Consider the following 23,881-nt stretch of genomic DNA (forward strand, 5'->3'; position numbering starts at 1 on the left):
TTTTTAAGGGGGATGAATGCAGGTTATGCATCTCCAGCCCCTATCGCTTTACATCCATTTTCCTTATTGCCTCTATAAATGTCAGTACTGTGATTTTAATTCCTATGCCGTAAAAAATGATCCCACTCTTTATTCAGAATATGTTGACGGCCTTATCAAAGAATTGTCTTTTAGGTGTTCTTTGTTTGATCAAACGGGGCAGTTTTTCTTTCCCAAAAAAACAAAGTTAAAAACTATTTTCTTTGGGGGAGGCACTCCTTCTTTAATGGGGGCGGCCCAAGTAGAACGCATTTTAAATGCGTTGTCCGGCTATTTTGAAATGTCTTTCCAGACGGAAATAAGTTTGGAAGCCAACCCTAAAACAATAGACAAAAAAAATCTGAACGAATTCAAAATGGCCGGTATTAATCGCTTGTCGTTGGGCATCCAAAGTTTGCATGACAAATATTTGGGGGCTTTTGGTCGCATTCACACAGCTGAGGAGGCCCGGCAGGCTTTGGGGTGGGCCGCAGAAACGTTTTCGAACTGGAATGCCGATCTCATGTTCGGGTTTCCGGGGCAGAGCATGGAGGAATGGAAGGCCGATTTAAATGAGTTGCTCGATTATCAATCGCCCCATCTTTCTTGTTATTCGTTCACGGTGGAAGAAGGGGCGCCCTATGCCAAGTTGGTTCATGAAAAAAAGGCGGCCATGCCCCATGAAGAGGATCAGGCCCGCATGTTTAAAACCACCCAGCTAAGAATTTTGAAAACGAACCTTGCCAAATACGAAATTTCCAATTTTGCCCATCCCGGCTTTGAATGCCGGCATAATCTTGCTTACTGGAACTACGAGCCTTATCTGGCTTTGGGAGCAGGGGCGTGCGGCTTTTTTCACCAATTACGGGGGGCAAATTTTGGTTATCGAACGACCAATTTCAAAAGCCCCCAAGTTTATTTGAAAGCCCTGGCAAGCGGGGATATTTGTTTTGATACGGAATTTATTTCCCAAAAAACGGCCATGGCCGAATTCATGATGATGGCTTTAAGGCTTTCTAACGGGGTGAATGCCGAAAATTTTGAAAAGTTTTTTGGAAAATCATTGTCCGAACAATATCCACAGATTCTTTCTCGCTTAAGAGAAAAACAATGGATGGAAAAAGACGGTTATCGCCTTACCAGCGAAGGCCTTATTTTTTCCAACCAGGCCATGGCGATGTTTTTTTAGAAAAGAGGAAAGTAAGGCCTTGCCTGAAATTGGATTGACCCCAGAGTTCAGAATATCTACACTTCTGCCATGGATTTTTTTAGGGTTTTACCCCGATGGGCGGCCGATCATCTAGAATTGGCGGCCCCTGTTCTATTAACCCCCCAAGCGCTTGGAAAATTTTCATTGGAAGAAATTGGTTTTCGCAAAAGAATCCAGAATTCGTATTCAGCCCTTTCCCTTCAATTACGTGTGGGTGTTCTTTTTGGTTTGCTAGGGTTTAATCTTTTTTTGTTAATCCGTTATTTTAAATGTTTGAAAAAATCTTCTTTTGAAGAAAAGAAACGGGTTTATCAATGGTGGTTTTATCAACCCACTTTTTTGTTGTATGCGCTTTTGCGTCCTTTGATGGTTCTTGTTTATACCTCGTTTTATTCCCATCCAAAATTGGCCAAAGAATTGGGGTTTGAAGAAGACCAGAACAAGAACCCCGATTTTTTCACAAATAATCAGCCTCCACGAAACAACGAACAGCCCTCCGAAATCCATGCTGACTTTTGTGTGCTTGGATCGGGGGCCGGGGGGGCCGTGGTGGCTCGTGAGTTGGCGCTTTTGGGGCATCAGGTGGTTATTTTGGAAGAAGGGCCTTTTGTTTCCATAGAACAGTTTCAAAACTTGCCAACCATTGAACGCAATCGGCTTCTTTATAGGGACGGCGGAATGTTTTCGACGATGGGGCTGCCACCCATTTTACTTCCTACAGGAAGATGTGTGGGAGGCACCACGGTGATTAATTCCGGGACATGTTTTCGTACTCCGGCTGATGTCTTGAGCCAATGGCAAGATGATTATGGTTTGAAAAATCTGACCCAGGAAAAATTAAATCCCTATTTTGAACGTGTTGAAGCCATGTTGCAGGTAAAACCGGTGGCCCCTGAAGTTTTTTCTGAAAACGACAAGATTTTGCAAAAGGGAGCTGCCCGGCTTGGCTATGAGGGTTTTCCTTTGCAGAGAAATGTGGGGGCTTGTGAAGGGAAGGGGGTCTGTATTTTTGGATGCCCCACAGGCGCCAAGCTCAGCATGGAACGCAGTTATCTGCCCAGCGCTTTAAGCAACGGCGCCAAGATCTACTCCTTGTGTAAGGTCAATCGTTTGGTTGTTGAAGGCAGCCGCGTTATTCGCATTGAGGCCCATTGGCTAAATCCTGCAACACGAAAGAAAGAATCCTCTGTCATCATTTATCCCAAAAACGTGATTGTCTCCTGTGGCACTTTAAACACACCCCTTCTTCTTAAAAAAAGTCGTATGGCTCGTTTTTCAAAAGCTTTAGGTCGAAATTTAACCATTCATCCCACGTGCAAAATGGTGGGAATGTTTGATGAAGTGGTCGATGGTTTCAGAGGGGTGCCCCAAGGTTCAGCCATTACGGCCCTGGAAAAAGAAGGGGTGATGTTTGAAAGCGTTTTTTTTCCACCGTGGCTGTTGGCGGCCAGTTTGTATCAGCCCCCCGAAGTTTTAAGGGAGATTCTTTTTTCCTACAGGCATTGTGCCATTTTTGGTTTTTTGGTTCATGACCAAGGGCACGGACGTGTTGTCAAAGGATGGGACGGCAATCCCCTTGTTTTTTATTCCTTGTCCAAAAAAGAGGTGGCACTTTTTCAAAAGGGGTTGGCCATTTTGGGGGCAATCTTTTTTAAGGCCGGGGCCAAAAAGATTTATTGTGCGACCAGATGTGTGCATGAACTTACCAGCCCCAAACAACTGGATGTTTTTTCCAAACGAAAATGGAAAGCCAGTGATTTTGAGTCGGCGGCCTTTCATCCCCTGGGCACTTGTCGCATGGGACAGGATGCACGTAATTCTGTCGTGGATGAAAATTTAAAGATTCATGATTTGGATAATGCCTATATTGCCGATGGTTCTGTTTTTCCCACTTCGTTGGGTGTGAATCCCCAGATTACCATTATGAGTTTTGCCACTCGTTTGGCCGATCATCTTCACTCCATTTCTTTTTCCGATTAGCTCATCCCCCTTTAAAAAAGGGGGGTAGGGGGATTTGAGCCCGTTCCAGCTCCCGTACCCGATTCAAATATCTCTTATGCGTTGGGAAAGAATTTACTGAGAAAAAAATACGGAAACGGGGATAAAATCGGGCCCAAATCCCCCTTGGTCCCCCTTTTTTAAAGGGGGATAATTTAAAGTTGACTCTCGCCCCAAAATTGTTGAAAGAAAGGTGGCATGAATAAGAGACTTCTTCTTGTTGTTTTGGTCGTAGGTTCCTTTTTGTACTGGGCCTACATGCAAAAAGAATGGCATCGGCATGATCCCCTTGAAGGGAAGGCCGCCCCAGACTTTACAGTAAGTACGGATAATGGGGAAAAGTTCAAACTGGCTGCGGCTCAAGGCAAAGTCGTGCTCCTTCATTTTTGGGCCACGTGGTGCCCCCCTTGTACGCAAGAAATGCCAAAAGTAAACGCCCTTTATAACGCCATGAAAGACCGTCCTTTTGAACTGGTGGCCGTATCCGTTGATGAGAACAAGAAGGATGTCGATGCTTTTAAAGGAAAAATGAAACTGGATTTCCCGATTTATTTTGACCCCAGCGAAAATCTCACAGACACTTATGGCACTTTTGGTTTGCCTGAGTCCTACTTAATTGATCCTTCCGGAAAAATCGTTAAAAAACTTGTGGGCCCCCAAAACTGGATGAACCCTGACTTCCTTAAGAAGATCGAAAGTTTATTACCGCCCTCCTGAAGGCTTATTCTTCCTTCACTTTAACAATTTTATTGTTTTTATCGACGAGCACTTTTTTGGCCTTGTGTGTTTTGTATTCTTCCAGGGTGAGGTTGACAAAGCTGGTTAAAATAACGATGTGCCCTTTTTTGATGCGATGGGCGGCAGAGCCATTAATGCATACCGTGCCTGAACCCCTTGGGGCGGGGAGCATGACATAGGTATAAAGCCTGTCGCCTGTCGTGACATCCCAAATATGGACCATTTCGTGGGTCATGAGGCCGGCGGCTTCCATAAGGTCTAGATCGAGGGTGACAGACCCTTCATAGTCGACATTGGCGTCAGTCACCAAGGCCCGGTGGATTTTTGATTTGAGAATTTGAAATAGCATAGAGGGCCTTCAATTAATGGGATTCCGGGGATTTAGCAAATGTTTTTTTTGAAGTTTTCAGGCAACTTTTGGGAAATTTTTGCGAAAAAGGGGCATGGTTAAAAAGATCAAAGGTGGTAAAGGCTCCCCTCCAGCAGGTGGGGGAAAGGCCCTTCCTATAGGCCCTGTGGCTGAGGCATTATCAGGGCCAGTTGCTTCGGATCCTCAGGATCTTTTTATAGGGGCACTTCCAGGATTACCTCTAACATCGCCTATTTTAGATCGAGCCTTAGCGGCTCGTTTAGGAGCGGAAGTTGGTGGTGTTCAACCGGCGCAAGGCCCGAAACTTAAAATAAAACCAGAAGAAAAAGTATTTTTTGAGGCTTACAGCCGTGTGGTTGATTCAGACGCTGTTTCCATGACTCTTGTTGGATCTATGCGAGCCATTCCCCGTGAATTTCTTGTTTCCACCCTACTTCAAAAAACTCCAACCCGTGCGTTTAAAGTTTATGAAGAAGGAAAGTCGGGCAGAACATTGCGTGCTGAAATCAAATTTCTTTCCTATGGGCACGTTGTTGTTTTTTATCCCCGACCCAATGAAGCAAAATGGAGGGAGTTTGAAAGCATGGTGTCTTCCTCTTGTCAGCAAACTGGATTGGATGTGAAGCCATGGGAAGAGAACGGGAACTATTATGTTAAACATGTTCATCGTAGGCATGTCGAAGGCATTGTAGGTCAGGTTTTTGATCAGTTCGCTCCCCATTTAAAGTACCGTGCTGTAACCATTGCTGACAATTTGATTCGGGAAACTTTTCTAGAAGCCCATTGTCAAGATCTCGATATTCCCATGCTGACCTTGGGGCTTATTCTTTTGCATCTTGCAGGCACACCCGATTTCTTGGCCAAATTGCCCGAGCCTTTGGGAGAATCACTCACCCATTTCCCGGATGAACACACAGGGCGTTTCAGAAAAAGCTCGTTAACCCATCGTTTATTATATCGCATGGGAGAAGTGGTTATCCCTGAAAATTTCAAGCGTGCCATGGATGATCCCATGCACTATTTGCAGGCGGATTGGGACGCAGAAGGTGAGGCGATGAGGGAATATATTCCTGATGAAGTTTCGTGGCGACCCAGAGCGGCGGCGGAAAACTTTCTGGCTTTTGCGGTCCCTCCGCCGGAGGTGGTTGTGACAGAAGAAGATAAAAGGGAAGCCCGGCTCTATACTGTTTTGGATGTTTTATTTGCGACACCTTATTCTGCTGCAGCCGTAAAGGCCGCTGCCATGAAGCGCGCGGATGTTTTGCAAGACTTGGACTTAAGCCCTTCCACCGTGGCCGATTTATTGGATGAACAAAAGCGATCTGCATGGATTGAAGCCAGGGTGACCCGGCTTAAAGTGATGGCTCCTTCCACCATAGCCCATTTAGTAAAGCACATTGACGCCTTAACCCAAAGCACACAAATAACTGTAAACTCTTTTATAGCGGACCATGTTCCGGACGATTTTTTCAAACGACAGGAATTAGTCGATTTAATGGTGCGGGAGCTTGTTTCTCCAGAGCAAAGAGATCAGGAAAGCAATGAATTCCTGATGAGGCACGCCAGCGGTTTTTTAATGGATGATCCTTATTTCATCCAGGCCATGATTAACTGTGGCCTATTTTCAGGAAATGTGACCTCTGTAAGGGCCGATAGGGAAAATTTAATCCAGATATTTGTTGATAAACACAAAACCGATACTCCTACTGAATTCAAAGCTTGCCTGGCGGAATTAGCAAATATTCGCGAAGTTGGCAGGCGTTGGCCCGAGGAAGTGTTGAATAAATACATTCCCACTAATTTCCCGGATCGCGCAGCGATTTTAGCTGAGTTTAGGCGGTCCATCGTTTCGCCCAGACCTGCCGGCACGCCCAATTCCACTCAGGAAGTTAATCCGAAATCGGTTCTTGTTCATGCCCTTGGCACCATGATTGGTACGCGGGGGTTATTTGCCAGTTTTAGGGAACATGGTGTTGATGTGGCATTTGATCGTCGGCAGAGCTCGACAGTGCTCAGTTTTAACATGGCCATGGTGGCTGGATACGTGGCAGGGCATCTTATTAAAACAAAATCAGATGAACAAATCCGTCATTTGCTAAGTCACCCGGAAGAACTAGAAAGTGATGTGCGTGCTTGTGGATTCTGGAATTTTTTCCAGAATCATTTTCAATCCGATTTGCCTCTGGCAGTTGAAAGGGAATTGGCCAGTCATGGTTTGGAAGTGGAACCCAACCTCCCTCTTTTTCGAATGTCTAGCCCTTTATGGCCTGAAAGTGATTTTGATGGAGTATCCGAAGCTGCGGATTTTCCTGAAGAGGATGAAGCGATAGAAATTATTGATGGTGGTGAAGTTTCCAGATGGACTGATGAAGAGCAAACTGTTGGGGAAGACGGAGAAGAAGTTGAAGTGGTTGATTTGGGTAGCTTAGAAGATTTGGAATTACCGCACTTGGTTGCTGATAAAACTCCTCCTCCCATTCCCGAACGGGAAAATCTGACTCGTCTTTATATTGATCAATTTAAAGCGAACAAGCAGGAAGCTAAGGGGGGTCTATATTTCTCGTTATTTGAAAAACTGGGCCGATTAAGACGCATTCAACAACAAGCAACGCTGATGGTGGCGCATGGAGAACCATGGATACAAAACATTCCCTGGCAGGAGCAAAGACGCATTTATGAAAATGCGGCCCTTGATTCCATGAAAAACGGGAATTGGAAAGAAGCTTTCCAATGGCTGGCCATGGCCTATCAGTTGGCTCAAAAAAACAGGGCTGTGCTTGAGATGGTACGTGCCTCAATTTTTCAGCAAGAGGTTTTAAGCCGCGACGGTCAGGAAGCACGATCCCATGAACTTGTCTCCATCCTTGATGATACCCTAGCAAGCCTTGCTGCGGACCGTTCAGAAACAGCCCCCCAATCCTATGATGATTTGCTGGCGATAGGAGATATTTATTTCCAGATGCAAAGTAATTTTAAACGTATGGGGCAAGCTCTTCAGGATGACGGACTCTTTTATTTTTGGAAAGCTTCCACCGTCTATGCACAAGCGGCCCAATTGGCGGATACTTTAAAAGATAACCCGAAAAAAATACGGGCCATGAAAAGGCAGATTAAAGCCCTGGAGGAAGCGGCAAAGTTTGATGAGATGATAATGGTTTATAAACAATTGGCAGAATATTATGTGGCGGGCAAGCAAAGTCAATTGGCCGCCAGAACCTATAAAGACGCCGCCCTGGCCGCAGAGCTGGAAGGAACAAAGCGCGACGCTGCTAAATTGATTGGAGAGGCCCTTAGAATCGAACAAAGATTGGGCCTTCCTGAAGGAGAAGCCATTTCACGTAGAAAACTTGCTGATTTTAAACGGGAAGAAAGCCCTGTTTATGCCGCCGAAGAGTATGTGCGTGCGGCCAAATGCTTTGAACGTGCAGAAAGGGAAGATTTGCAAATGGAATGTTTGTGGCAGGCTTGGCAGCTTTTTAATGAAAGCAACAAAGCGGATCGTAAGGAGAGCGTTAAAGAAAGTTTGAAACCGCTTTTGGATGCCCATAAGGAAAGTCTTAGTAATCTATCTCCCAATAGAGAGGTTGAAGAGTTTTCAAAATTGACTGAAATATATTTTCATTTGGGATTTGTAGATGAAGCCGAAGACGCTCTACATTGTACTTTGAACGCGTTAAGACTGGCCACTCTGAAGCCACGAAATTTGGACCAGATTCTGGTGAGTATTCTTCCTGTAGCCAAGCAGTTTAGACAAGGTGGTTTTGCGTTTGAAGCGGCTACTTTTGCTGAGGAGTCTCTTCATGGGAGTGAACAAACCCAATTCTTGGATATTGTTTCTAGAGTTGAATCGGGTGAGTTGCCATTGAATGTGCTGGCCGATATGTGGATGCAGCAGATGGTGATGGGTCTTTCTCGTTGGATGCCGGAAGCCAAATTTGTGGTGGCTTCCTTACTTTCAGACAGAAGAGAGATGATTTCTGACCTTTATGACCAAGTAGTCCCACAAATGCAGCAACGTCAGCAAGGTGATTTGGGACTGCAGGTTTATGAGTTTGAAGTAGACACATCCCACCTTTCTGTTGAAGGCCAACAGAAGTTTGATTTGCTTAAAAGTTTATTTGCTCAAATCGAAAAAAGTTTAGGGACTCGCGTGCAACTTGTTCAGGAAGCGGGATCGAAAACAATTTTCCGATTTATTTCTTTAAGTTTTGTCAATGCAGCATGGAAGGTTCTCAATGAGAAGCATTCAGATTTCTTTGTTTATGGCTGTAATGCAGTTGGTCGTGAGCTTGCCCAATTGCTGCGCTTAACTCGTGCCCATCCCGTGGGGCTTCCTTGCAAGGATAAATTTTTGGGGAATGCCCCTTATGACGGAGAAATTCCTCCCATTCTCTTTGCCTGGCATCATTTGTATGAGGCTTCCAAACATGTTTTGGTTGCAACATCCCTCCATGAAGAAGCTTATGATTTGGACCATGCCTGGGATCGTCTCTTTGCCAATGGTGATTTTACCCCCGGTGTTTTAGCGGCACGGGAAATCCTGTTTGATTTACAAGAAATTCAAGACCATGAAGTTCTGGATGTGTTCAGACGCAGTTGGGTTCCCTTGCATTTGGAATATATTGTTGGGGTTGATCGCTTATTTGAATTAGCAAACACTGATCCTGTGATGGCATCTTCCCTTGAAGGCCAGACTCGTGAGGTGCAGGACGGGCTTGCCATAAAATGGGCCATGGATCAAAGGCGTGATCTTTTCATTTCCAGAAAATGGGATGAATTGGAAACAAATTTAAATACCGCGGGCATGGGTTTGGCACAGGCAACGCCAGAACAACTGAAAGCTTACGCATCCTTCATAAGGAGATACCTGTCAGAAATTAAAAAAATAAATATGGCCCAAAGACTGACTCCCGTTGAAACATATTTGAGTGACCTTTTATCGCAAGTGATTGAACTTATCCCACCCAATGAAGGGCCTTCGGGTTTGGAGCCCCCCGAGCCTGTTCGAGCCACTCAAGTTGCAGCTCCTGAAGCGGGGGCGCCTTTGGTGGGTTCCGGAGGAAAGACATCTTCTATGGCTTTCTTAGCTTCTTTGCCTTTATTAGAACCTCTTTCCCTTGGAGCGCAAGCCCTGGCAGAAAACACAGTTGCAGAAACGCCAAAAAAACCTCATGCTCTTTCGAAATATGCCGTAAGAAGTGCTCGCCCTGTTCTTGGGGCTCGTTCCATGAGAGGGTATTCTCTTCGGGCCCCTCATTTTACTCCCCATACATGGCGTGCTATGCCCCGGCTTTTTGCAAAGCCTTAAACAGGCCATTCTTGACATTCATTTTCTTTAGGCCTAACTCTTTGGTTCTATGGCCCTTCAGGAAAAGCCCAAGATATTGGTTGTGGAAGATGAGGGTATTGTGGCCATGGACTTGTCCCAAAATCTTGTCAAGCTGGCCTATAATGTCGTGGGTGTTTGCTCCACAGCAGAAGATGCCCTAAGTAAAGTCGCCGAGCTTAAACCCGACCTTGTTTTACTCGATATCAAGCTTAAAGGGGTGATGGACGGAATTAATGCCGCAAGGATTATCCGTGCCGAATTTAACATCCCCGTTGTGTTTCTTACCTCTTATTCCGACCAAACCACGATGGATCGGGCTAAAGAAACCGAACCCTTCGGTTATATTTTAAAGCCCTATGATCAAAGGGAACTCTTTGCCACCATTGAAATTGCCCTTTATAAAAATCGCGGTGAAAAACGGCTTAAAGAAGACAATCAAAACCTGGAACGTCTTTCAAAAGTGAAAACAGAGTTCACATCGATGGTCTCCCATGAGCTGCGGACGCCACTCAGCGCCATTAAAGAGGGCATTAATATTGTCCTTGATGAAATTGACGGCCCCATCAACACCCTGCAACGGGAAACACTCACCATTACCAAGGAAAGTGTGGAAAGGCTGACCCGGCTTATTAACCATGTGCTGGATTATTCAAAGTTCGAAGCGGGAAAAATGGAGTTGTTTTTCAAAGAACTTGTCATGAATGATCTTGTCACTTCGGTTTATAAATCGATGTTACCTGCGGCAAAAAAGAAAAATATCAGCATGAAACTTGAAATTCCCCAAAATGTGGTAAAGCTTAGTTGCGATGAAGATAAGATAAAACAGGTTATCGTTAATCTTATTGATAATGCCATTCGGTTTAGCTTTGAAAAAGGTTCCATCATTATCAAACTTGAAGAGGATCCGGACTGGGTTCTTGTTCGTGTAAAAGATGATGGCGTTGGGATTCCCTTGGAGCATCAAGATCGTATTTTTGAAATGTATGAGCAGGTGCATCATGAAGGACTTTGGAAAACAGGAGGGTCCGGTTTGGGCTTGGCCCTTTGCCGACAAATTCTTTTAAAGCACAAGGGATTTATTGAAGTTGAAAGTATCTCTGATCAGGGCAGCGAATTTACTGTTCGTTTGCCCATCATTCCAAACAGTTAAATATTTTTCAGGCTGTTGAGAAAGGTTCAGATGTGTGATTCGACAAGGGAGAGAAGTTCGGATGATTCGTAGGGTTTTGTCATGAATTCCTTGGCTCCAAGATATTTCACATAATCGACAACTTCCCTGTTACTCACTCCACTTAAGACAATGACCGGGGGCGTGTTGGGTTCTGTATCTAAATCTCTGGCATATTTTAAAAATGCCGTTCCGTCTGTTTTTTGAAAGGCCAGGTCTAAAATGACAAGATCCGGTCGATTTTTTTTGAACGTTTCCAAAGCTTCTTCTACAGAAGAAGCCAGACGACAAGAATATCCATTGGCGTGAAGTCGCTTGGTGAGCATGCTTTGAAGCGCCGGATCGTCATCGACGATGAGAATTTCTTTTTTTGTTCTCATAGAGGGGAGATGACATAAGAAAAACCTTTTTGCAAGGTTCTAGAATGATGCAGAGCGTTAGAAAATAGATACGGTTGCCTTCAATCTGGATTGGCCCGCCGAGCCATAGCCCAACGGGCGAAGGCTGGTGGAGACGAGCGGGATCGAACCGCCGACCTCTTGAATGCCATTCAAGCGCTCTCCCAAACTGAGCTACGTCCCCGATAAAAAAAACAATTTGTACCCCCAAATGGTTGTCGCTTGACGCGCCAACCACTTCCTCGTGCGCCGCTTACGCCATGCTCCTCGGTCGCTGAGCTACGTCCCCGAAATTTTTGCGCAGCGAAAATTTCCCTCTATTTTTCCATGCTATTTTCCAGTGCGCAAAAATTAGAAAATGGCATGAGTTAATAGAAAATAGAGGTTTTAGGAACTTGGCTTCCTATCCTGAGGTTCCTGTTTTGTCAAATAGGAACACTATTACTTTATCTGTCTTATCTTTTTAACTTTTGAGCCGCTTCCAGTAGGCATTTTTCTGTGCTTTCCCAACCCATGCATTTGTCGGTGACTGAAACACCATATTTAAGCTGGGATAAGTCTTCCGGAATGTTCTGGGTTCCTTCAAAAAGAAAGCTTTCCATCATAAAACCCACAATGGACTGGTTGCCGTTCTTGATTTGGGCGATACAGTCCTCCAAAACCCTGGGTTGCAAAGTGTGGTCCTTGTTTGAATTGTCGTGGGAGCAATCAACCACTATGTTTTTACGCAGGCCGTTGGCTTCCAACTCCTTTTCGCAAGCGGCAATGCTGGCCGCATCATAATTGGGCTTGCCGTTTCCGCCGCGCAAAACAATGTGGGCATACTTATTCCCCTTGGTTGAGAATTTGGAAATTTTCCCGGCCTGGTTAATTCCCAAAAAATGATGGGGCATGCGTACCGATTTTAAGGCATTGATGGCAATTTTAATGCTGCCATCCGTTCCGTTTTTAATGCCCACGGGCATGGAGAGCCCGCTGGCCATTTCGCGATGGGTTTGGGATTCTGTCGTGCGGGCCCCAATGGCCGACCAGCTGATAAGCTCGGCCAAATACTGAGGTGTGATGGGGTCGAGGGCTTCGGTGGCGGTGGCCAGCCCCATGCTGTTTAGTTTTAGTAAAAGTTTGCGGGCAATTTTGATCCCTTTTTCAAGATGAAAGGAATCATCCAGATAAGGGTCATTAATAAGGCCTTTCCAGCCCACAGTGGTGCGCGGTTTTTCAAAGTAAACACGCATGGCCAACAAAAAGGTGTTTTCCACTTTTTTTGCGAGCTCTTTTAATTTTTCGGCATATTCAATGGCGGCCTTTGTGTCGTGAATGGAGCAGGGGCCCACCACAATGAAATGGCGTTTGTCTTTTCCATCCAGAATGTCCTGAATGGCCGTGCGGCTTTTTAAAACATGGTCGAGCACCTTCTTTGTGGCAGGGAGGAGTTTTTTGACTTCAGCCGGCGTAGGGATGGGCTCAAATCCGGAGATATTTGTATTAATAACGAGACGGTCTTGGTTCATAAGATTGTGTAGGGGCGATTCATGAATCGCCCTTACCCTATTTACGCTTTCTTCACCACTTCCTGCCATTTCTTCTTTAAACTTTCTCGTTTGGCTTTGGGGATTTGTGGTTCAAAAATATGGTCCTGTTTCCATGATTGTCTGATTTCTTCCTGTGATTTCCATAGGCCAACGCCCAAGCCGGCGAGAAAGGCGGCACCCAATGCTGTTGTTTCAATGGTTTGCGGGCGGACAATTTTGGTGCCCAAGATATCAGCCTGAAACTGCATCATCAAGTTGTTTGCACAGGCTCCCCCGTCTACTTTGAGGGCTTTGCATTTTTTGCCGGAATCTTTTTGCATAATCTCCAGAATATCGAGTTGCTGAAAGGCAATGCCTTCCAATGTGGCTCTGGCCAAATGGGCCTTGGTGGCCCCCCGGGTAAGCCCGCAAATCATCCCTCGTGCATGGGGGTTCCAGTAAGGCGCTCCCAAACCTGCCAGGGCGGGGACAAAATAGACGCCGCCATTATCAGGGACGGAGGCGGCCAGGTTTTCAATTTCGGAAGAACTATTAATGATCTTAAGCCCGTCACGCAGCCATTGAACAGCGGCTCCGGCAATAAATGAAGAGCCTTCCAAGGCATAGGTAATTTTGTTCCCCAGTTGCCAGGCCACACTGGTCAATAAACCTTTTTTTGAATAAACGGGTTTGGTCCCCACATTCATTAATAAAAAGGAGCCGGTGCCATAGGTGCATTTGGCTTCGCCCACATCAAAACAGGCCTGGCCAAAAAGGGCTGATTGTTGATCGCCGGCCATGCCTGAAATGGGGATGCCATCCGGAAGCCCGGGAACATTTTTGGTAACTCCAAAAGGGGAGGCATTGGGTTTTATTTCAGGAAGAAGGGAGGAAGGAATCCCAAAGAGTTTTAACAATTCTTCATCCCATTTGAGAGTTTTTAAATTTAATAAAAGAGTACGACAGGCATTGGATGGATCGGTGGCATGGGAAGCCCCGTTGGTTAGTTTCCATAAAAGCCAGGTGTCAATGGTGCCAAAGGCAAGATGGCCCTCAAGAGCTTCTTTTTTGGCGCCGGGGACATTATCTAAAAGCCACCGGATTTTTGTGCCTGAAAAATAAGGATCAAGCACCAAACCTGTTTTGGAACGCACTTTGGGGGCCTTGCCCTGTTTTTTAAGTTTTTCGCAAAACGGGGCTGTACGCCGGTCCTGCCATACAATGGAGCGATGGATGGGGGTGTGTGTATGCCTGTTCCAAATGGTGGTGGTTTCTCGTTGGTTGGTAATGCCGATGCAGGCGATGCGGTTTCCGTCAATGCTGGCCAATTGCAGGGCTTCCCCGATCGTTTTGGTGGTTGAGGCCCATATTTCTTCGGCATCGTGTTCCACCCAACCCGGTTGTGGATAGTGTTGGGTAAACTCATTATTCTTTTTGGCCAGCAAGTTAAGATGCTTGTCCAAAATCAAGACAGTGGTTCCTGTGGTGCCTTGGTCGATGGATAGGATGAGGTCGTTCATGGTTAGTTATGAGTTATGGGTTATGAGTTATGAGTTAGGAGACAACATTCCCCGTTTTTCTCATAACTCCTAACTCATAACTCATCTTCTATTTCAAACAAATCTTCCAAAAAAATCGGCAACTTTTTTTGCCACCAGCTCTCTTTCAGTGTCAATGGTGATAATGTGATACGAATTTTCCAGCGTGACCATTTCACATATCGGTGAAGAAACAAGGGATGCCATAAGCCCCATCGATCCATAAGGGGCTGTATGATCGTGTCGTGAATGCATCAGCAAAAGAGGGTGTTTTAATCTTGAAAGTTCGGAACGTAGTTTGTCCTGCAGATCCATCAAGCTTGAAACGCAAGAAAGGGGCATGAGGTGATAGGACCAAAAATTGGATTTGGCTTCCTCGTCTTTGACATCAATGGTGTATTTTTTTTGATATTTCCAAAAAATACGGGCAGGAGAAAGCCGGACAAGGGGCAGGGCAAGCCTGATCCATAATTGCAAATAGAGCGGGGTTGCCAGACAGCTGATGGCGGAAATTATTTTTGGGTAATCGATGGCCAGCTTCAGACTTAAAAGCCCTCCCATGGAAAGACCGGCCACAAATATTTTTTCATGATTTTTGTTTAAAGTTTTAAGCGCCGCTTGAGCGGATGTGTACCAGTGTTTCCAATCTGTTTGTGCCAATTGTTCCGGGGTTGTTCCATGCCCGGCCAAAAGAGGGGCCATCACGGTAAAACCATGGCTGTGTAAAGTGTTGGCCAGGGGACGTATGCTGTCCGGAGTCCCTGTAAAACCATGCAAGAGGAGGACGGCGGCTTTGTTGGTTCCTTTTTTAAAGATGGGGTCAATTTGTGGATTCTGCGACATGTGGGGGGATGGTTATCAAATTTTGGATTGACTCGACAAGGATAATTTCCTTTGACAGATCATGGGTCAGGGGTGATAGGAGGGCAGTCTTATGGACTTAAGAGAAATCGTTCTTCCTTTTGGGCACGAAATTGAACGCCTTGAAAAGGTGATTCGCAGCCATTTGAATTCAAACGTCCCCTTTGTCGGAAGTGTGGTGGAATACGTTATTCAAAATGGGGGGAAACGTTTGCGTCCGGTGCTTACCCTTATTTCGGCACGACTTTCAAGTTATCAAGGGAGTGAATCCTTATCGATTGGAGCGGCCATTGAATTTATGCACACGGCTTCTTTGTTGCACGATGATGTATTGGACAATGCCACTCTTCGCCGGGGCCGGGCCACCATCAATAAGAAATGGGGAAATCATGTAAGTGTTTTGGTGGGCGATTTTTTTTATTGTCGCGCCATGGATATTTTGGTGAAACATGGCGATTTGCGCATTTTACGTGTGGTGACCGATGCGGTGACCAGTTTGACTGAAGGCGAAATTTTAGAAATTATCAAAACCAATGACCCCACCCTTAAAGAAGAAGAATATTTAAAAATTATCACAGGGAAAACAGCTGAACTTATCGCAGCTGCCTGTCAAGCCGGGGCTATTATGGGGAAACTTTCCGGAGAATTTGAGCAAGCCCTGCGCCAGTATGGGCTTTGTTTGGGGATTGCCTTCCAACTCGTCGATGATGTTTTGGACTATACAGCGCAGGAAGAAGAATTCGGAAAGATAAACGGCACCGATTTAAAAGAGGGGAAACTAACGCTTCCCTTATTATTGGCTTTGAAACGCTGCAATGAAGAAGAAACCATTTTGGTTAAAAATGCCCTGGTGGCCGAATCAATCAATGCCGACGTTTTCAAAACCATTTTTGGCATTATCCACAAATATGAAGGGGTGCGTGACACTCTGAGCCTGGCCCAAAATTATGTGGAACGAGCCAAGAAAAGTCTCGATCCTTTCCGCCCTTCCTTAGAGAAAGACAGTCTTTGCGCATTGGCTGATTATGTCTTGATGAGGAAGAATTGATCCTTCGACTCAAACTCGGCCCCTTGGGGCCGAAACAAAAAATAGATCAAAACTCGGGGGCTTGCCCCCGAGTTTTTCATTCTTTTTGTGGATCTTTTTTTTAAGCAGGCCTTACAATTTCCATTTTCTCGTTTTCTATTAATCTTTTAAAATGTTCAAAATTCCAGGTCGCCAATTTTTGGACTTTCTTTTTAAGCCCGGCTTGAAAGATGAGCGCATCGTAAATGGCGCCACTTCTTAAATTAAGTCTTTTTACTTTCCAAATTGCCTTTAAGTAGTCTGTCGAGGATAAAGCCACTGTTTTGAAATGGGCTTTGATATTTTTTTGGATCAAATCGACAGCCAGCGCTGGAGAGATGGAAGGTTTGATGGGGTAAGCGGTGAGGGCGGCATAGCATTCGGCCAAGCCATGGCATGACACATACCCTTCTTCTTTTTTATCGCGCATTCTTTCGAGAAATTTAAGGGAGGGCCCATGATGAACATGATTCTCGATGAAGCTGGCTACCAGGACGGAAGTGTCAAGAAGGATGGACAAGTTTATAGATCCTTTCTTCCCTTATTTTGTTGATGATTTCGGTTTCATCAGACGGTGCTTGGTTCCCCTCAGGGCAAACAACCAAAAAGCCCTTCTTATTTTTTATTTTGGGGTTTTCATCGAGAGGTTCCAGGACAATGGTGTTTTTTGTTTCCACAATTTTAAACTGAGCCCCTCCCCGAAGTCCAAAATGCTTACGGATCTCTTGCGGAATAACAACCCTCCCTGCGGAATCCATGGGAATTTTTAGAGTGGCAGTATTCATGGGAAAAAGTTTAAATGACTTAATGCCATAAGTCAATGGTATTATATGATGGTATTAAAATATGGTATGGCTGTAGGGACAATCCTAGGATTGTCCCTACAAGAAATTATTGGTTAATCCTTATTGTCACCGGAATTCATCTAAGGTAATAATCCAAACTTCCTATGCAAGATTATTTAAATTCAGCCAATGCCGCTTATATCGACACTCTCTTTGATGAATATCAAAATAATCCCGAACAACTCGATCCCACCTGGAAATCATTTTTTGACGGGCTTTCCTTTTGCGAAGACAAGCCCGAGGTTATTCATACCGAAGGTGAACTTCATGACCGCCTTGAATTTGAAGTGAAGGTTCTCAAACTCATCCAGGCCTATCGCGATTTTGGTTATGTCATTGCCGATATCAACCCGCTTGAACGTAATCCGCGGACCCATCCGCTGCTCCATTTGGGTGCATTCGGGTTAAATGAATCTGATTTTGATCGTGAATGCCGGGTGGGGGCTTATTTTGGGCTTGGCGTTCGTCGTTTGGATGAAATTTTATACCTACTTAAACAGGCCTATTGTTCTCCGGTTACCGTAGAATTAAGTCATATCGATGATCCTTATTGCCGTGAGTGGATCCAAAAAAAGGTTGAATCAAAAATCCTGCTTCAACCCATCCTTCCCGATTTGCAGAAGAAGGTGTTGAAAAAGCTAACGGAAGCCGAGGTCTTTGAAAATTTTATTCACAAAAACTTCATTGGTCAAAAAAGATTTTCCATTGAGGGAACCGATGCCCTCATTCCCATGCTTGACTATTTGATTGAGTATGCGGCCAACCGGGGGGCGGATGAAATTATTTTGTGCATGAGCCATCGAGGGCGTCTGAATGTCTTGGCGAATATTTTTTTAAAAGACTTAAAAGTGATGTTTGCCGAATTTGCCGGCCAGCTTTTGCAAACAAACATTATTTCCGGTGATGGGGATGTGAAATACCACATGGGTTATTCCTCTGAGGTGGCCACCTCAAGGGGGCGTAAGGTTCATTTGTCCCTTTCCCATAATCCAAGCCATTTGGAGGCCGTTAATGCAGTGGCCATGGGGGCCACCCGTTCCAAACAGAAATTGAAAAACGATATCAACAAAACAAGGACAATTGCGGTGATGATCCACGGTGATGCAGCTTTTTCGGGGCAGGGAAGTGTTTATGAACTGTTGACCATGTCGGAGCTGCCCGGTTACACCATTGGTGGAGCGGTTCATATTATTGTCAATAACCAGATTGGTTTTACGACAACACCTGCTGAATATCGTTCGCAACCCCAGGCAACCGATGTAGCCAAGATGCTTGAAATCCCTATTTTCAGGGTTAATGCGGACGAACCCGAGCTAGCCTTGAAATGCATTTCCCTGGCGCTTGATTACCGTTACACGTTTAAACGCGATGTTGTCATTGATCTGTTGGGGTATCGTCGTTACGGACATAACGAATCGGATGAACCCGAGTTTACCCAGCCCGTTGTATACAAGGCCATTAACCAGCATCCACGTGTTCGACAAATTTATGCTGAAAAATTGATTCGGGAAAAAGTGGTAAGTCAGGAAGAGGTTGACGCTCTATTTCAAACTTCCTGGAAGGCTTGTGAAGAAGCGCACCTTGCTTCCAAAAAAGCCAAGGTTCCCCCACCCAAGCAGGCTTTTGGCAAACGATGGACGCATTTAAATTCACCCCCCTTGGGAGAAAAATTTTTCAAGCCTTTAAAAACAGGACTTCCCATAGAAAACTTGATTCAATTGGGAGGGCAGTTGATTCAAATTCCGGCCCGTTTTCATCTTCACAAAAAATTTGAGCGCTTTAATCAGGGCCGCCGTGAGATGTTGGAGGCCAAGAAAGGCCTGGATTTTGGTTTTGCCGAAAGCCTTGCTTTTGCTACTTTGTTAACCGAAGGAATTCCTGTCCGTTTGGTGGGGCAGGATACCCAGCGAGGCACCTTTTCACATCGTCATGCCGTTTTTCATGATATCAACGACGGGCATGAATATACTCCATTGAATCATTTGAAAGCTCGAAGGGCTGACGTTGAAATCATCAATAGCCTTTTGTCAGAATATGCTGCGTTGGGTTTTGAATTTGGACAAAGCCTGGCCAACCCGAACAAGCTCACCCTATGGGAAGCCCAATTTGGCGATTTTGCCAATGGGGCGCAAATCATTATTGACCAGTTTGTGACCAGTTCGGCCATCAAGTGGCAACGTTATAGTGGGCTGGTCATGCTCCTTCCCCATGGTTATGAAGGGCAGGGGTCCGAACATTCCTCAGGGCGCCTGGAAAGATTTTTACAGGCCTGTGCCCAGAATAATATTCAAGTGTGCAATCTGACAACCCCGGCCCAGTATTTTCATGTGCTCAGGCTTCAGATAAAGCGTAAATTCAGACTGCCCCTGATCATCATGACTCCCAAAAGTTTGTTAAGACATTCCCAGGCTTCCTCACCGCTTTCTGATTTGGAAAAGGGAAGTTTTGAGGAGATTATTGACGAGGCTGATAATGAACTTAAAGCCCAAAGAGTCATCTTGTGCAGTGGAAAAATTTATTATGAGTTGATGGCAGAAAGAAAAAATCATCCAAAGAACAAGACCGCGATCATCCGGGTGGAACAGTTTTATCCCTTTCATGAATTAAAAATGAAAGGCATTTTAAAACGGTACAAAAAAACAAAAAAAATTATTTGGTGCCAGGAAGAACCCAAAAACATGGGGGGATTTTATTTCATGAAGAATGTTTTGGAACCTCTGCTTGGATCTTCCGAACTAAAATATGTCGGGCGTTCAGAGAGGGCATCGCCAGCAGATGGACATGTCCATTTACACCAAAAAGAACAGCTTCGGATTGTGAGGGAAGCGTTGGGAATGTAGTGACAATCCTAGGATTGTCACTACTACATGAGGGAAATTTTTTATGAAACATTCAGTCCAAATACCCACTGTTGGAGAATCCATTACCGAAGTTTTTTTGGGAACCTGGAAAAAGAAATCTGGTGACATGGTATCAAAAGGAGACGTCCTCTTAGAAATTGAAACTCAGAAATCCAATTTTGAGCTCGAAGCTGATGCTTCCGGACGTTTGGAAATCATCCATGCCGAGGCCGGTAAAAAAGTGCCGGTGGGGGAAACCATTGCTTATATCGATGATTCGGTTTCAGTAAAAGATGCCAAAGTTGAAAGTGCGGTCCCTTCTTCTTCAAAATCATCGGCCCCTGCGCAAAACGACACAGCTTTAAGTCCCGCTGTAAGAAAAATGGTTGCTGAGAAAGGAATTGATTCTTCCGGCATACAGGGGACTGGCAAGGGAGGGAGATTACTTAAAAGTGATGTTTTAAACTCTTTGGCGGCCCCTGTAAAATCTCTGGTTTCAACAGGTAGTGACAATCCTAGGATTGTCACTACATCCGCGGTGCCCCAAGCCAAACCCATAGCCTATGCTTATCGCCCTGACACCGTACGAGGGGATAAGGTAGAAAAAGCCACGCGCATCCGTTTGCAAATTGCCGAAAACCTGGTGCGAGCCCAGCATACGGCCGCCATTCTTACCACCTTTAACGAAATAGACATGACTTCCTTGTTATCCCTTCGTCATAAATACAAGGAGGATTTCAAAAAGAAGTATGGCACGGGCTTGGGAATGGTTGGTTTTTTTGCCATGGCCTGTGCCCAAGCGCTCAAAAAATATCCATTGGTCAATGCCATGTTCACGGGTGACTCTATTATCACAAGGCCCTATTTTGATTTGTCCATTGCCGTAAGCACCGAACGTGGTTTGGTTGTGCCCGTGATGCGTGATGTTGACAAAATGAATCTGGCTCAATTTGAGTTAAAGCTTGCCGAACTTTCCCAAAAAGCCAAGGACGGCAAACTTTCCATTCCAGAAATGACGGGAGGCACATTCACCATTACCAACGGGGGAGTTTTTGGCTCACTAGTTTCAACTCCCATTTTAAACATGCCTCAGTCAGGTATTTTGGGATTACACAAAACCGAAAAACGTCCAGTGGTCAAAGACGATCAGATTGTGATTCGGGACATGATGTATGTCGCCCTTTCCTATGACCACCGCATTATTGACGGGCGCGATGCCGTTTTGTTTTTAGTGGCCGTTAAAGAAGCCATTGAAAATGTGGAAACCCTTGTTTCATGGAAGGAGATTTTGTGAGTTACGATCTAGTTGTCATTGGTTCAGGCCCTGGGGGATATGTGGCCAGTATTCGTGCGGCCCAATTGGGAATGAAGGTTTTGTGTGTTGAAAAAGAGGCGAGTTTTGGAGGTACTTGTTTGAATGTGGGGTGCATTCCCAGTAAGGCGCTTCTTGAATCAAGCGACCATTTTTTTAAAATAAAAAATGAATGGAAGGAGCATGGGATTAATGCTTCAGAAGTAACACTTGGTTTTGATGTCATGCAGGCCCGAAAAAATAAAATTGTCACCCAGCTTACAGGTGGCATTCGCATGTTACTCAAAAAAAATAAGGTTGAATCAAAAACAGGGACAGCGTGCATCAATAAAGACAAGTCGGTGACCATCACTTCAGGAAATTCCAAAGAAACTGTTCAGGCCAAAAATATCATCATTGCCACGGGAAGTGTTCCGACAAGTCTTCCTCATTTACCCATCGACCAAAAAACAATTCTGGATTCGACCGGGGCTTTGGCCCTTCAAAGCATTCCGGAAAAATTTGTGGTTGTGGGCGGGGGTGCCATTGGTTTGGAAATGGGTTCTGTGTATGCCCGCCTGGGAAGCCAGGTGACGGTGATTGAAGCCACAGATCGCATCATTCCTACGATGGATGCCGACTTAAGCCGTGGATTGATGAGTGCTTTGCAAAAGCAGGGGATGAAGTTTAAACTCGACACAAAAATTAAAGAACTTACTCTTGTCCCCTCGATCCCTCGACTTCGCTCGGGAACCACTCTGCTCGGGGACCCTGAGCGGAGTCGAAGGGTTGAAGTAATTTATGAAACAGCCGGTAAAGAGGAAAAAATGGAAGCAGAAGCTGTTCTTATTTCAATTGGTCGCAAACCAAATACCGAAGGATTGGGCTGTGAAGAAGCTGGCATCCAAAAAGATGCCAAGGGATTTATTGTCGTGGATGACCATTATCAAACCAGTCTTCCCAATATCTATGCCATTGGCGATGTGATTGGCGGGGCCATGCTTGCCCACAAGGCCTCTGAAGAAGGGGTGGCCCTTGTTGAGACTCTTTCCGGGCATGCTGGCCATGTGAATTATTTTGCCATCCCCAGTGTGGTATATACCAACCCCGAGGTGGCAAGCGTTGGTTTTGATGAAGAGGAACTCAAAGCCAAGGGTGTGCAATATAAAAAATCGAAATTTCCTTTTGCAGCCAATGGGCGTGCCTTGAGCATGGGATTTAAAGAAGGTTTTGTGAAAATGCTTGCTGATGTAAAAACCGATCGACTATTGGGCGTGCATATTTTGGCCCCCCATGCTTCCGATCTTATTGCTGAGATGGTTTTAGCTCTTGAATATTCGGCCTCCACTGAAGATGTAGCTCGTACCATCCATGCCCATCCCACACTTTCTGAGGCTCTTAAAGAAGGGGCACTTGGGCTTGGAAGCGGGACCATCCATTCATAATTTTATTTTTTGAATTTATTGTGGGAGATCTACTTGGACTCTTTCAATTCTTTCCCAACATCCAATATCGGGATGGTGTCCACGTTTATTTCCCTTAATATCCACCGTGGGTCCCCCTGGTACGAGGTTTTGGGAGAAATCATAGCCATGATCAATGGCCGGACTGTTTCTATCGGGAAGATAGTTTTTTATGGTCAGGGCGGGAAGATCCCTGATGTTTTCTCCAAAAGGCAAAACAGGGTGGGCAGGATCAAGAGCCTGTTGTGGGAACAAATTTTCAAGGTCCTCAAGCTCGTAAACTTCTGAAGCAGGATCACCTTGTTTGGCATACAGAATATTAAGCCGCCCATCAAAAAGATTATTGTGAAGGTACTTGATGGGGAAATTATCCTCATGCGTTAAAATGGCATAACGTCTAAAGGGGAATCCAAACATATTCCTGTAAGATGAATGAAAAATATTGCTTTTAAGGTCCAGATTGTTTGAATTTTTTAATGTCAGGCCCACAGGCAATCCCATGTTAATTCCAACGGAAAGGGTGTTGGAATAAATTTTGGCTTTGGCTGTGTCTGTAAGAGCCAGGGGGGATGCAAAAACGCTATTCCCCATGGTGGATAAAATGTAGACCAAATTGTTTTGGATGACGGTATCCGTACTCTTGTCAATGAAGATACCTGCCATGTTTGGAATGTTTCTGTTGGAACTTCCTATGCCAATCGCATTTGAATCAATAATGGGATTGGCCTTTTTTATCTGGATGCCAACGACTGTTTGGGCTTGCATGATAAAGAGTTCGTTGGACAAAATCTTGGGTGCGGGAATGGTTTCCGACTGGTTGAAGATGTCTATACCGGTCGTTTTCCCTTGAACGGGAAGTGAAGTAAAAGAGTTTTGAATAATATCTATGTTGATCTGTTTGGAATTGATCTGCCCCGCAATGCCCTCTATGTTTTCGGGAAGTGGCAGAGGTTGCCGGTCGGGTTGTCCCTGCTCTTGAAGAATTAAGGATGCTATAAATGACAGGCGGTTGTCCTTGATCGTGATGAAATGTTCAATGTTGGTATTGTAGGTGAATGCAATGGCCACTGTACTTTGTGGTTGAGGGGCGGCATCATCATTTGCGCGGTAAGTTATGTTATTGTTTTGAATGATCGTTGACGCATTTTCTATTTCGATAATATGGCTATCAGAACCCCGCTGAGGACCACGGGCGTAAGCCCGTGGGTGAAAGCGGGTAGCAGCGAAGCTGCTAATG

17 protein-coding genes, 1 tRNA gene and 1 pseudogene are annotated in these 23,881 nt (G+C 45.1%); 9 read left to right on the forward strand and 10 right to left on the reverse strand.

Going from position 1 to position 23,881, the window contains the following annotated elements:
- The first annotated feature begins 16 nt into the window (after positions 1-16).
- Both A2048_10185 and A2048_10190 read left to right on the forward strand, forming a co-directional pair.
- Positions 17-1,207 (forward strand): hypothetical protein, encoded by a 1,191-nt coding sequence (locus A2048_10185; GenBank protein ID OGP09276.1) that lies wholly within the window; start codon positions 17-19, stop codon positions 1,205-1,207.
- 69 nt (positions 1,208-1,276) lie between these two features.
- On the forward strand, positions 1,277-3,208 hold the full coding sequence (locus tag A2048_10190) for a hypothetical protein (GenBank protein OGP09277.1): 1,932 nt from the start codon (positions 1,277-1,279) through the stop codon (positions 3,206-3,208).
- 93 nt (positions 3,209-3,301) lie between these two features.
- On the opposite strand, the gene A2048_10195 is transcribed toward A2048_10190, so the two are convergent.
- Complete coding sequence (locus A2048_10195; GenBank protein ID OGP09278.1) at positions 3,302-3,502, reverse strand: hypothetical protein; 201 nt, start codon at positions 3,500-3,502, stop codon at positions 3,302-3,304.
- Between A2048_10195 and A2048_10200 the strand changes: the two genes are divergently transcribed.
- On the forward strand, positions 3,485-3,943 hold the full coding sequence (locus A2048_10200) for a hypothetical protein (protein ID OGP09279.1): 459 nt from the start codon (positions 3,485-3,487) through the stop codon (positions 3,941-3,943). The two genes, A2048_10195 and A2048_10200, sit on opposite strands and share 18 nt — an antisense overlap.
- A 4-nt stretch (positions 3,944-3,947) precedes the next feature.
- Here A2048_10200 and A2048_10205 read toward each other — a convergent pair whose 3' ends face one another.
- Positions 3,948-4,313, reverse strand: a complete 366-nt coding sequence (locus A2048_10205; protein ID OGP09280.1) for an aspartate 1-decarboxylase — start codon at positions 4,311-4,313, stop codon at positions 3,948-3,950.
- Between the two features lie 94 nt (positions 4,314-4,407).
- Between A2048_10205 and A2048_10210 the strand changes: the two genes are divergently transcribed.
- Both A2048_10210 and A2048_10215 read left to right on the forward strand, forming a co-directional pair.
- Positions 4,408-9,642: a hypothetical protein gene (locus A2048_10210; protein OGP09281.1), complete on the forward strand. Its 5,235-nt coding sequence runs from the start codon at positions 4,408-4,410 to the stop codon at positions 9,640-9,642.
- 49 nt (positions 9,643-9,691) lie between these two features.
- Positions 9,692-10,813 carry a hypothetical protein gene (locus A2048_10215; GenBank protein OGP09282.1) on the forward strand — a complete coding sequence of 374 codons (1,122 nt, stop codon included), beginning with the start codon at positions 9,692-9,694 and terminating at the stop codon, positions 10,811-10,813.
- Between the two features lie 26 nt (positions 10,814-10,839).
- Here the strand turns inward: A2048_10215 and A2048_10220 are convergent, their stop codons facing one another.
- The 5 genes from A2048_10220 to A2048_10240 form a co-directional block, all read right to left on the reverse strand.
- Entirely contained in the window at positions 10,840-11,211 is a 372-nt protein-coding gene (locus tag A2048_10220; GenBank protein OGP09283.1) for a hypothetical protein, read from the reverse strand.
- 125 nt (positions 11,212-11,336) lie between these two features.
- Positions 11,337-11,413: transfer RNA gene (locus A2048_10225), tRNA-Ala, on the reverse strand.
- Positions 11,414-11,684: 271 nt separating this feature from the next.
- Positions 11,685-12,740, reverse strand: a complete 1,056-nt coding sequence (locus A2048_10230; protein OGP09284.1) for a 3-deoxy-7-phosphoheptulonate synthase — start codon at positions 12,738-12,740, stop codon at positions 11,685-11,687.
- A gap of 41 nt (positions 12,741-12,781) precedes the next feature.
- Entirely contained in the window at positions 12,782-14,260 is a 1,479-nt protein-coding gene (locus A2048_10235; protein ID OGP09285.1) for a glycerol kinase, read from the reverse strand.
- 93 nt (positions 14,261-14,353) lie between these two features.
- Complete coding sequence (locus A2048_10240) at positions 14,354-15,121, reverse strand: hypothetical protein (GenBank protein ID OGP09286.1); 768 nt, start codon at positions 15,119-15,121, stop codon at positions 14,354-14,356.
- A gap of 91 nt (positions 15,122-15,212) precedes the next feature.
- Here A2048_10240 and A2048_10245 point away from each other — a divergent pair, with 91 nt between their 5' ends.
- Positions 15,213-16,187, forward strand: a complete 975-nt coding sequence (locus A2048_10245) for a hypothetical protein (protein OGP09287.1) — start codon at positions 15,213-15,215, stop codon at positions 16,185-16,187.
- Positions 16,188-16,287: 100 nt separating this feature from the next.
- Here A2048_10245 and A2048_10250 read toward each other — a convergent pair whose 3' ends face one another.
- Positions 16,288-16,725, reverse strand: a complete 438-nt coding sequence (locus A2048_10250; GenBank protein OGP09288.1) for a hypothetical protein — start codon at positions 16,723-16,725, stop codon at positions 16,288-16,290.
- On the reverse strand, positions 16,709-16,990 hold the full coding sequence (locus A2048_10255) for a hypothetical protein (protein ID OGP09289.1): 282 nt from the start codon (positions 16,988-16,990) through the stop codon (positions 16,709-16,711). The genes A2048_10250 and A2048_10255 overlap by 17 nt, the downstream gene beginning before the upstream one ends.
- Before the next feature lie 164 nt (positions 16,991-17,154).
- On the opposite strand from A2048_10255, the gene A2048_10260 reads away from it, so the two are divergent.
- The 3 genes from A2048_10260 to A2048_10270 are packed head-to-tail and all read left to right on the forward strand — an operon-like array spanning position 17,155 to position 22,626.
- On the forward strand, positions 17,155-19,890 hold the full coding sequence (locus A2048_10260) for a 2-oxoglutarate dehydrogenase E1 component (protein ID OGP09290.1): 2,736 nt from the start codon (positions 17,155-17,157) through the stop codon (positions 19,888-19,890).
- Between the two features lie 43 nt (positions 19,891-19,933).
- Positions 19,934-21,184 (forward strand): hypothetical protein, encoded by a 1,251-nt coding sequence (locus A2048_10265; GenBank protein OGP09291.1) that lies wholly within the window; start codon positions 19,934-19,936, stop codon positions 21,182-21,184.
- Positions 21,166-22,626, forward strand: a complete 1,461-nt coding sequence (locus A2048_10270; protein OGP09292.1) for a dihydrolipoyl dehydrogenase — start codon at positions 21,166-21,168, stop codon at positions 22,624-22,626. Before A2048_10265 ends, A2048_10270 begins: the two co-directional genes overlap by 19 nt.
- Before the next feature lie 15 nt (positions 22,627-22,641).
- Here the strand turns inward: A2048_10270 and A2048_10275 are convergent.
- Positions 22,642-23,881: pseudogene (locus A2048_10275) on the reverse strand (hypothetical protein).

It is taken from the genome of Deltaproteobacteria bacterium GWA2_45_12, from assembly GCA_001797365.1.
Taxonomy (GTDB): Bacteria; UBA10199; UBA10199; order UBA10199; family UBA10199; genus UBA10199.

Excerpts from the sequence above, each read along its gene's own strand:
- A2048_10185 (OGP09276.1), top strand. The coding sequence starts at position 17 with ATGCAGGTTATGCATCTCCAGCCCCTATCGCTTTACATCCATTTTCCT.
- A2048_10190 (OGP09277.1), top strand. The coding sequence starts at position 1,277 with ATGGATTTTTTTAGGGTTTTACCCCGATGGGCGGCCGATCATCTAGAA.
- A2048_10200 (OGP09279.1), top strand. The coding sequence starts at position 3,485 with ATGCAAAAAGAATGGCATCGGCATGATCCCCTTGAAGGGAAGGCCGCC.
- A2048_10195 (OGP09278.1), bottom strand. The coding sequence starts at position 3,502 with ATGCCATTCTTTTTGCATGTAGGCCCAGTACAAAAAGGAACCTACGAC.
- A2048_10205 (OGP09280.1), bottom strand. The coding sequence starts at position 4,313 with ATGCTATTTCAAATTCTCAAATCAAAAATCCACCGGGCCTTGGTGACT.
- A2048_10210 (OGP09281.1), top strand. The coding sequence starts at position 4,408 with ATGGTTAAAAAGATCAAAGGTGGTAAAGGCTCCCCTCCAGCAGGTGGG.
- A2048_10215 (OGP09282.1), top strand. The coding sequence starts at position 9,692 with ATGGCCCTTCAGGAAAAGCCCAAGATATTGGTTGTGGAAGATGAGGGT.
- A2048_10220 (OGP09283.1), bottom strand. The coding sequence starts at position 11,211 with ATGAGAACAAAAAAAGAAATTCTCATCGTCGATGACGATCCGGCGCTT.
- A2048_10230 (OGP09284.1), bottom strand. The coding sequence starts at position 12,740 with ATGAACCAAGACCGTCTCGTTATTAATACAAATATCTCCGGATTTGAG.
- A2048_10235 (OGP09285.1), bottom strand. The coding sequence starts at position 14,260 with ATGAACGACCTCATCCTATCCATCGACCAAGGCACCACAGGAACCACT.
- A2048_10240 (OGP09286.1), bottom strand. The coding sequence starts at position 15,121 with ATGTCGCAGAATCCACAAATTGACCCCATCTTTAAAAAAGGAACCAAC.
- A2048_10245 (OGP09287.1), top strand. The coding sequence starts at position 15,213 with ATGGACTTAAGAGAAATCGTTCTTCCTTTTGGGCACGAAATTGAACGC.
- A2048_10255 (OGP09289.1), bottom strand. The coding sequence starts at position 16,990 with ATGAATACTGCCACTCTAAAAATTCCCATGGATTCCGCAGGGAGGGTT.
- A2048_10260 (OGP09290.1), top strand. The coding sequence starts at position 17,155 with ATGCAAGATTATTTAAATTCAGCCAATGCCGCTTATATCGACACTCTC.
- A2048_10265 (OGP09291.1), top strand. The coding sequence starts at position 19,934 with ATGAAACATTCAGTCCAAATACCCACTGTTGGAGAATCCATTACCGAA.
- A2048_10270 (OGP09292.1), top strand. The coding sequence starts at position 21,166 with ATGGAAGGAGATTTTGTGAGTTACGATCTAGTTGTCATTGGTTCAGGC.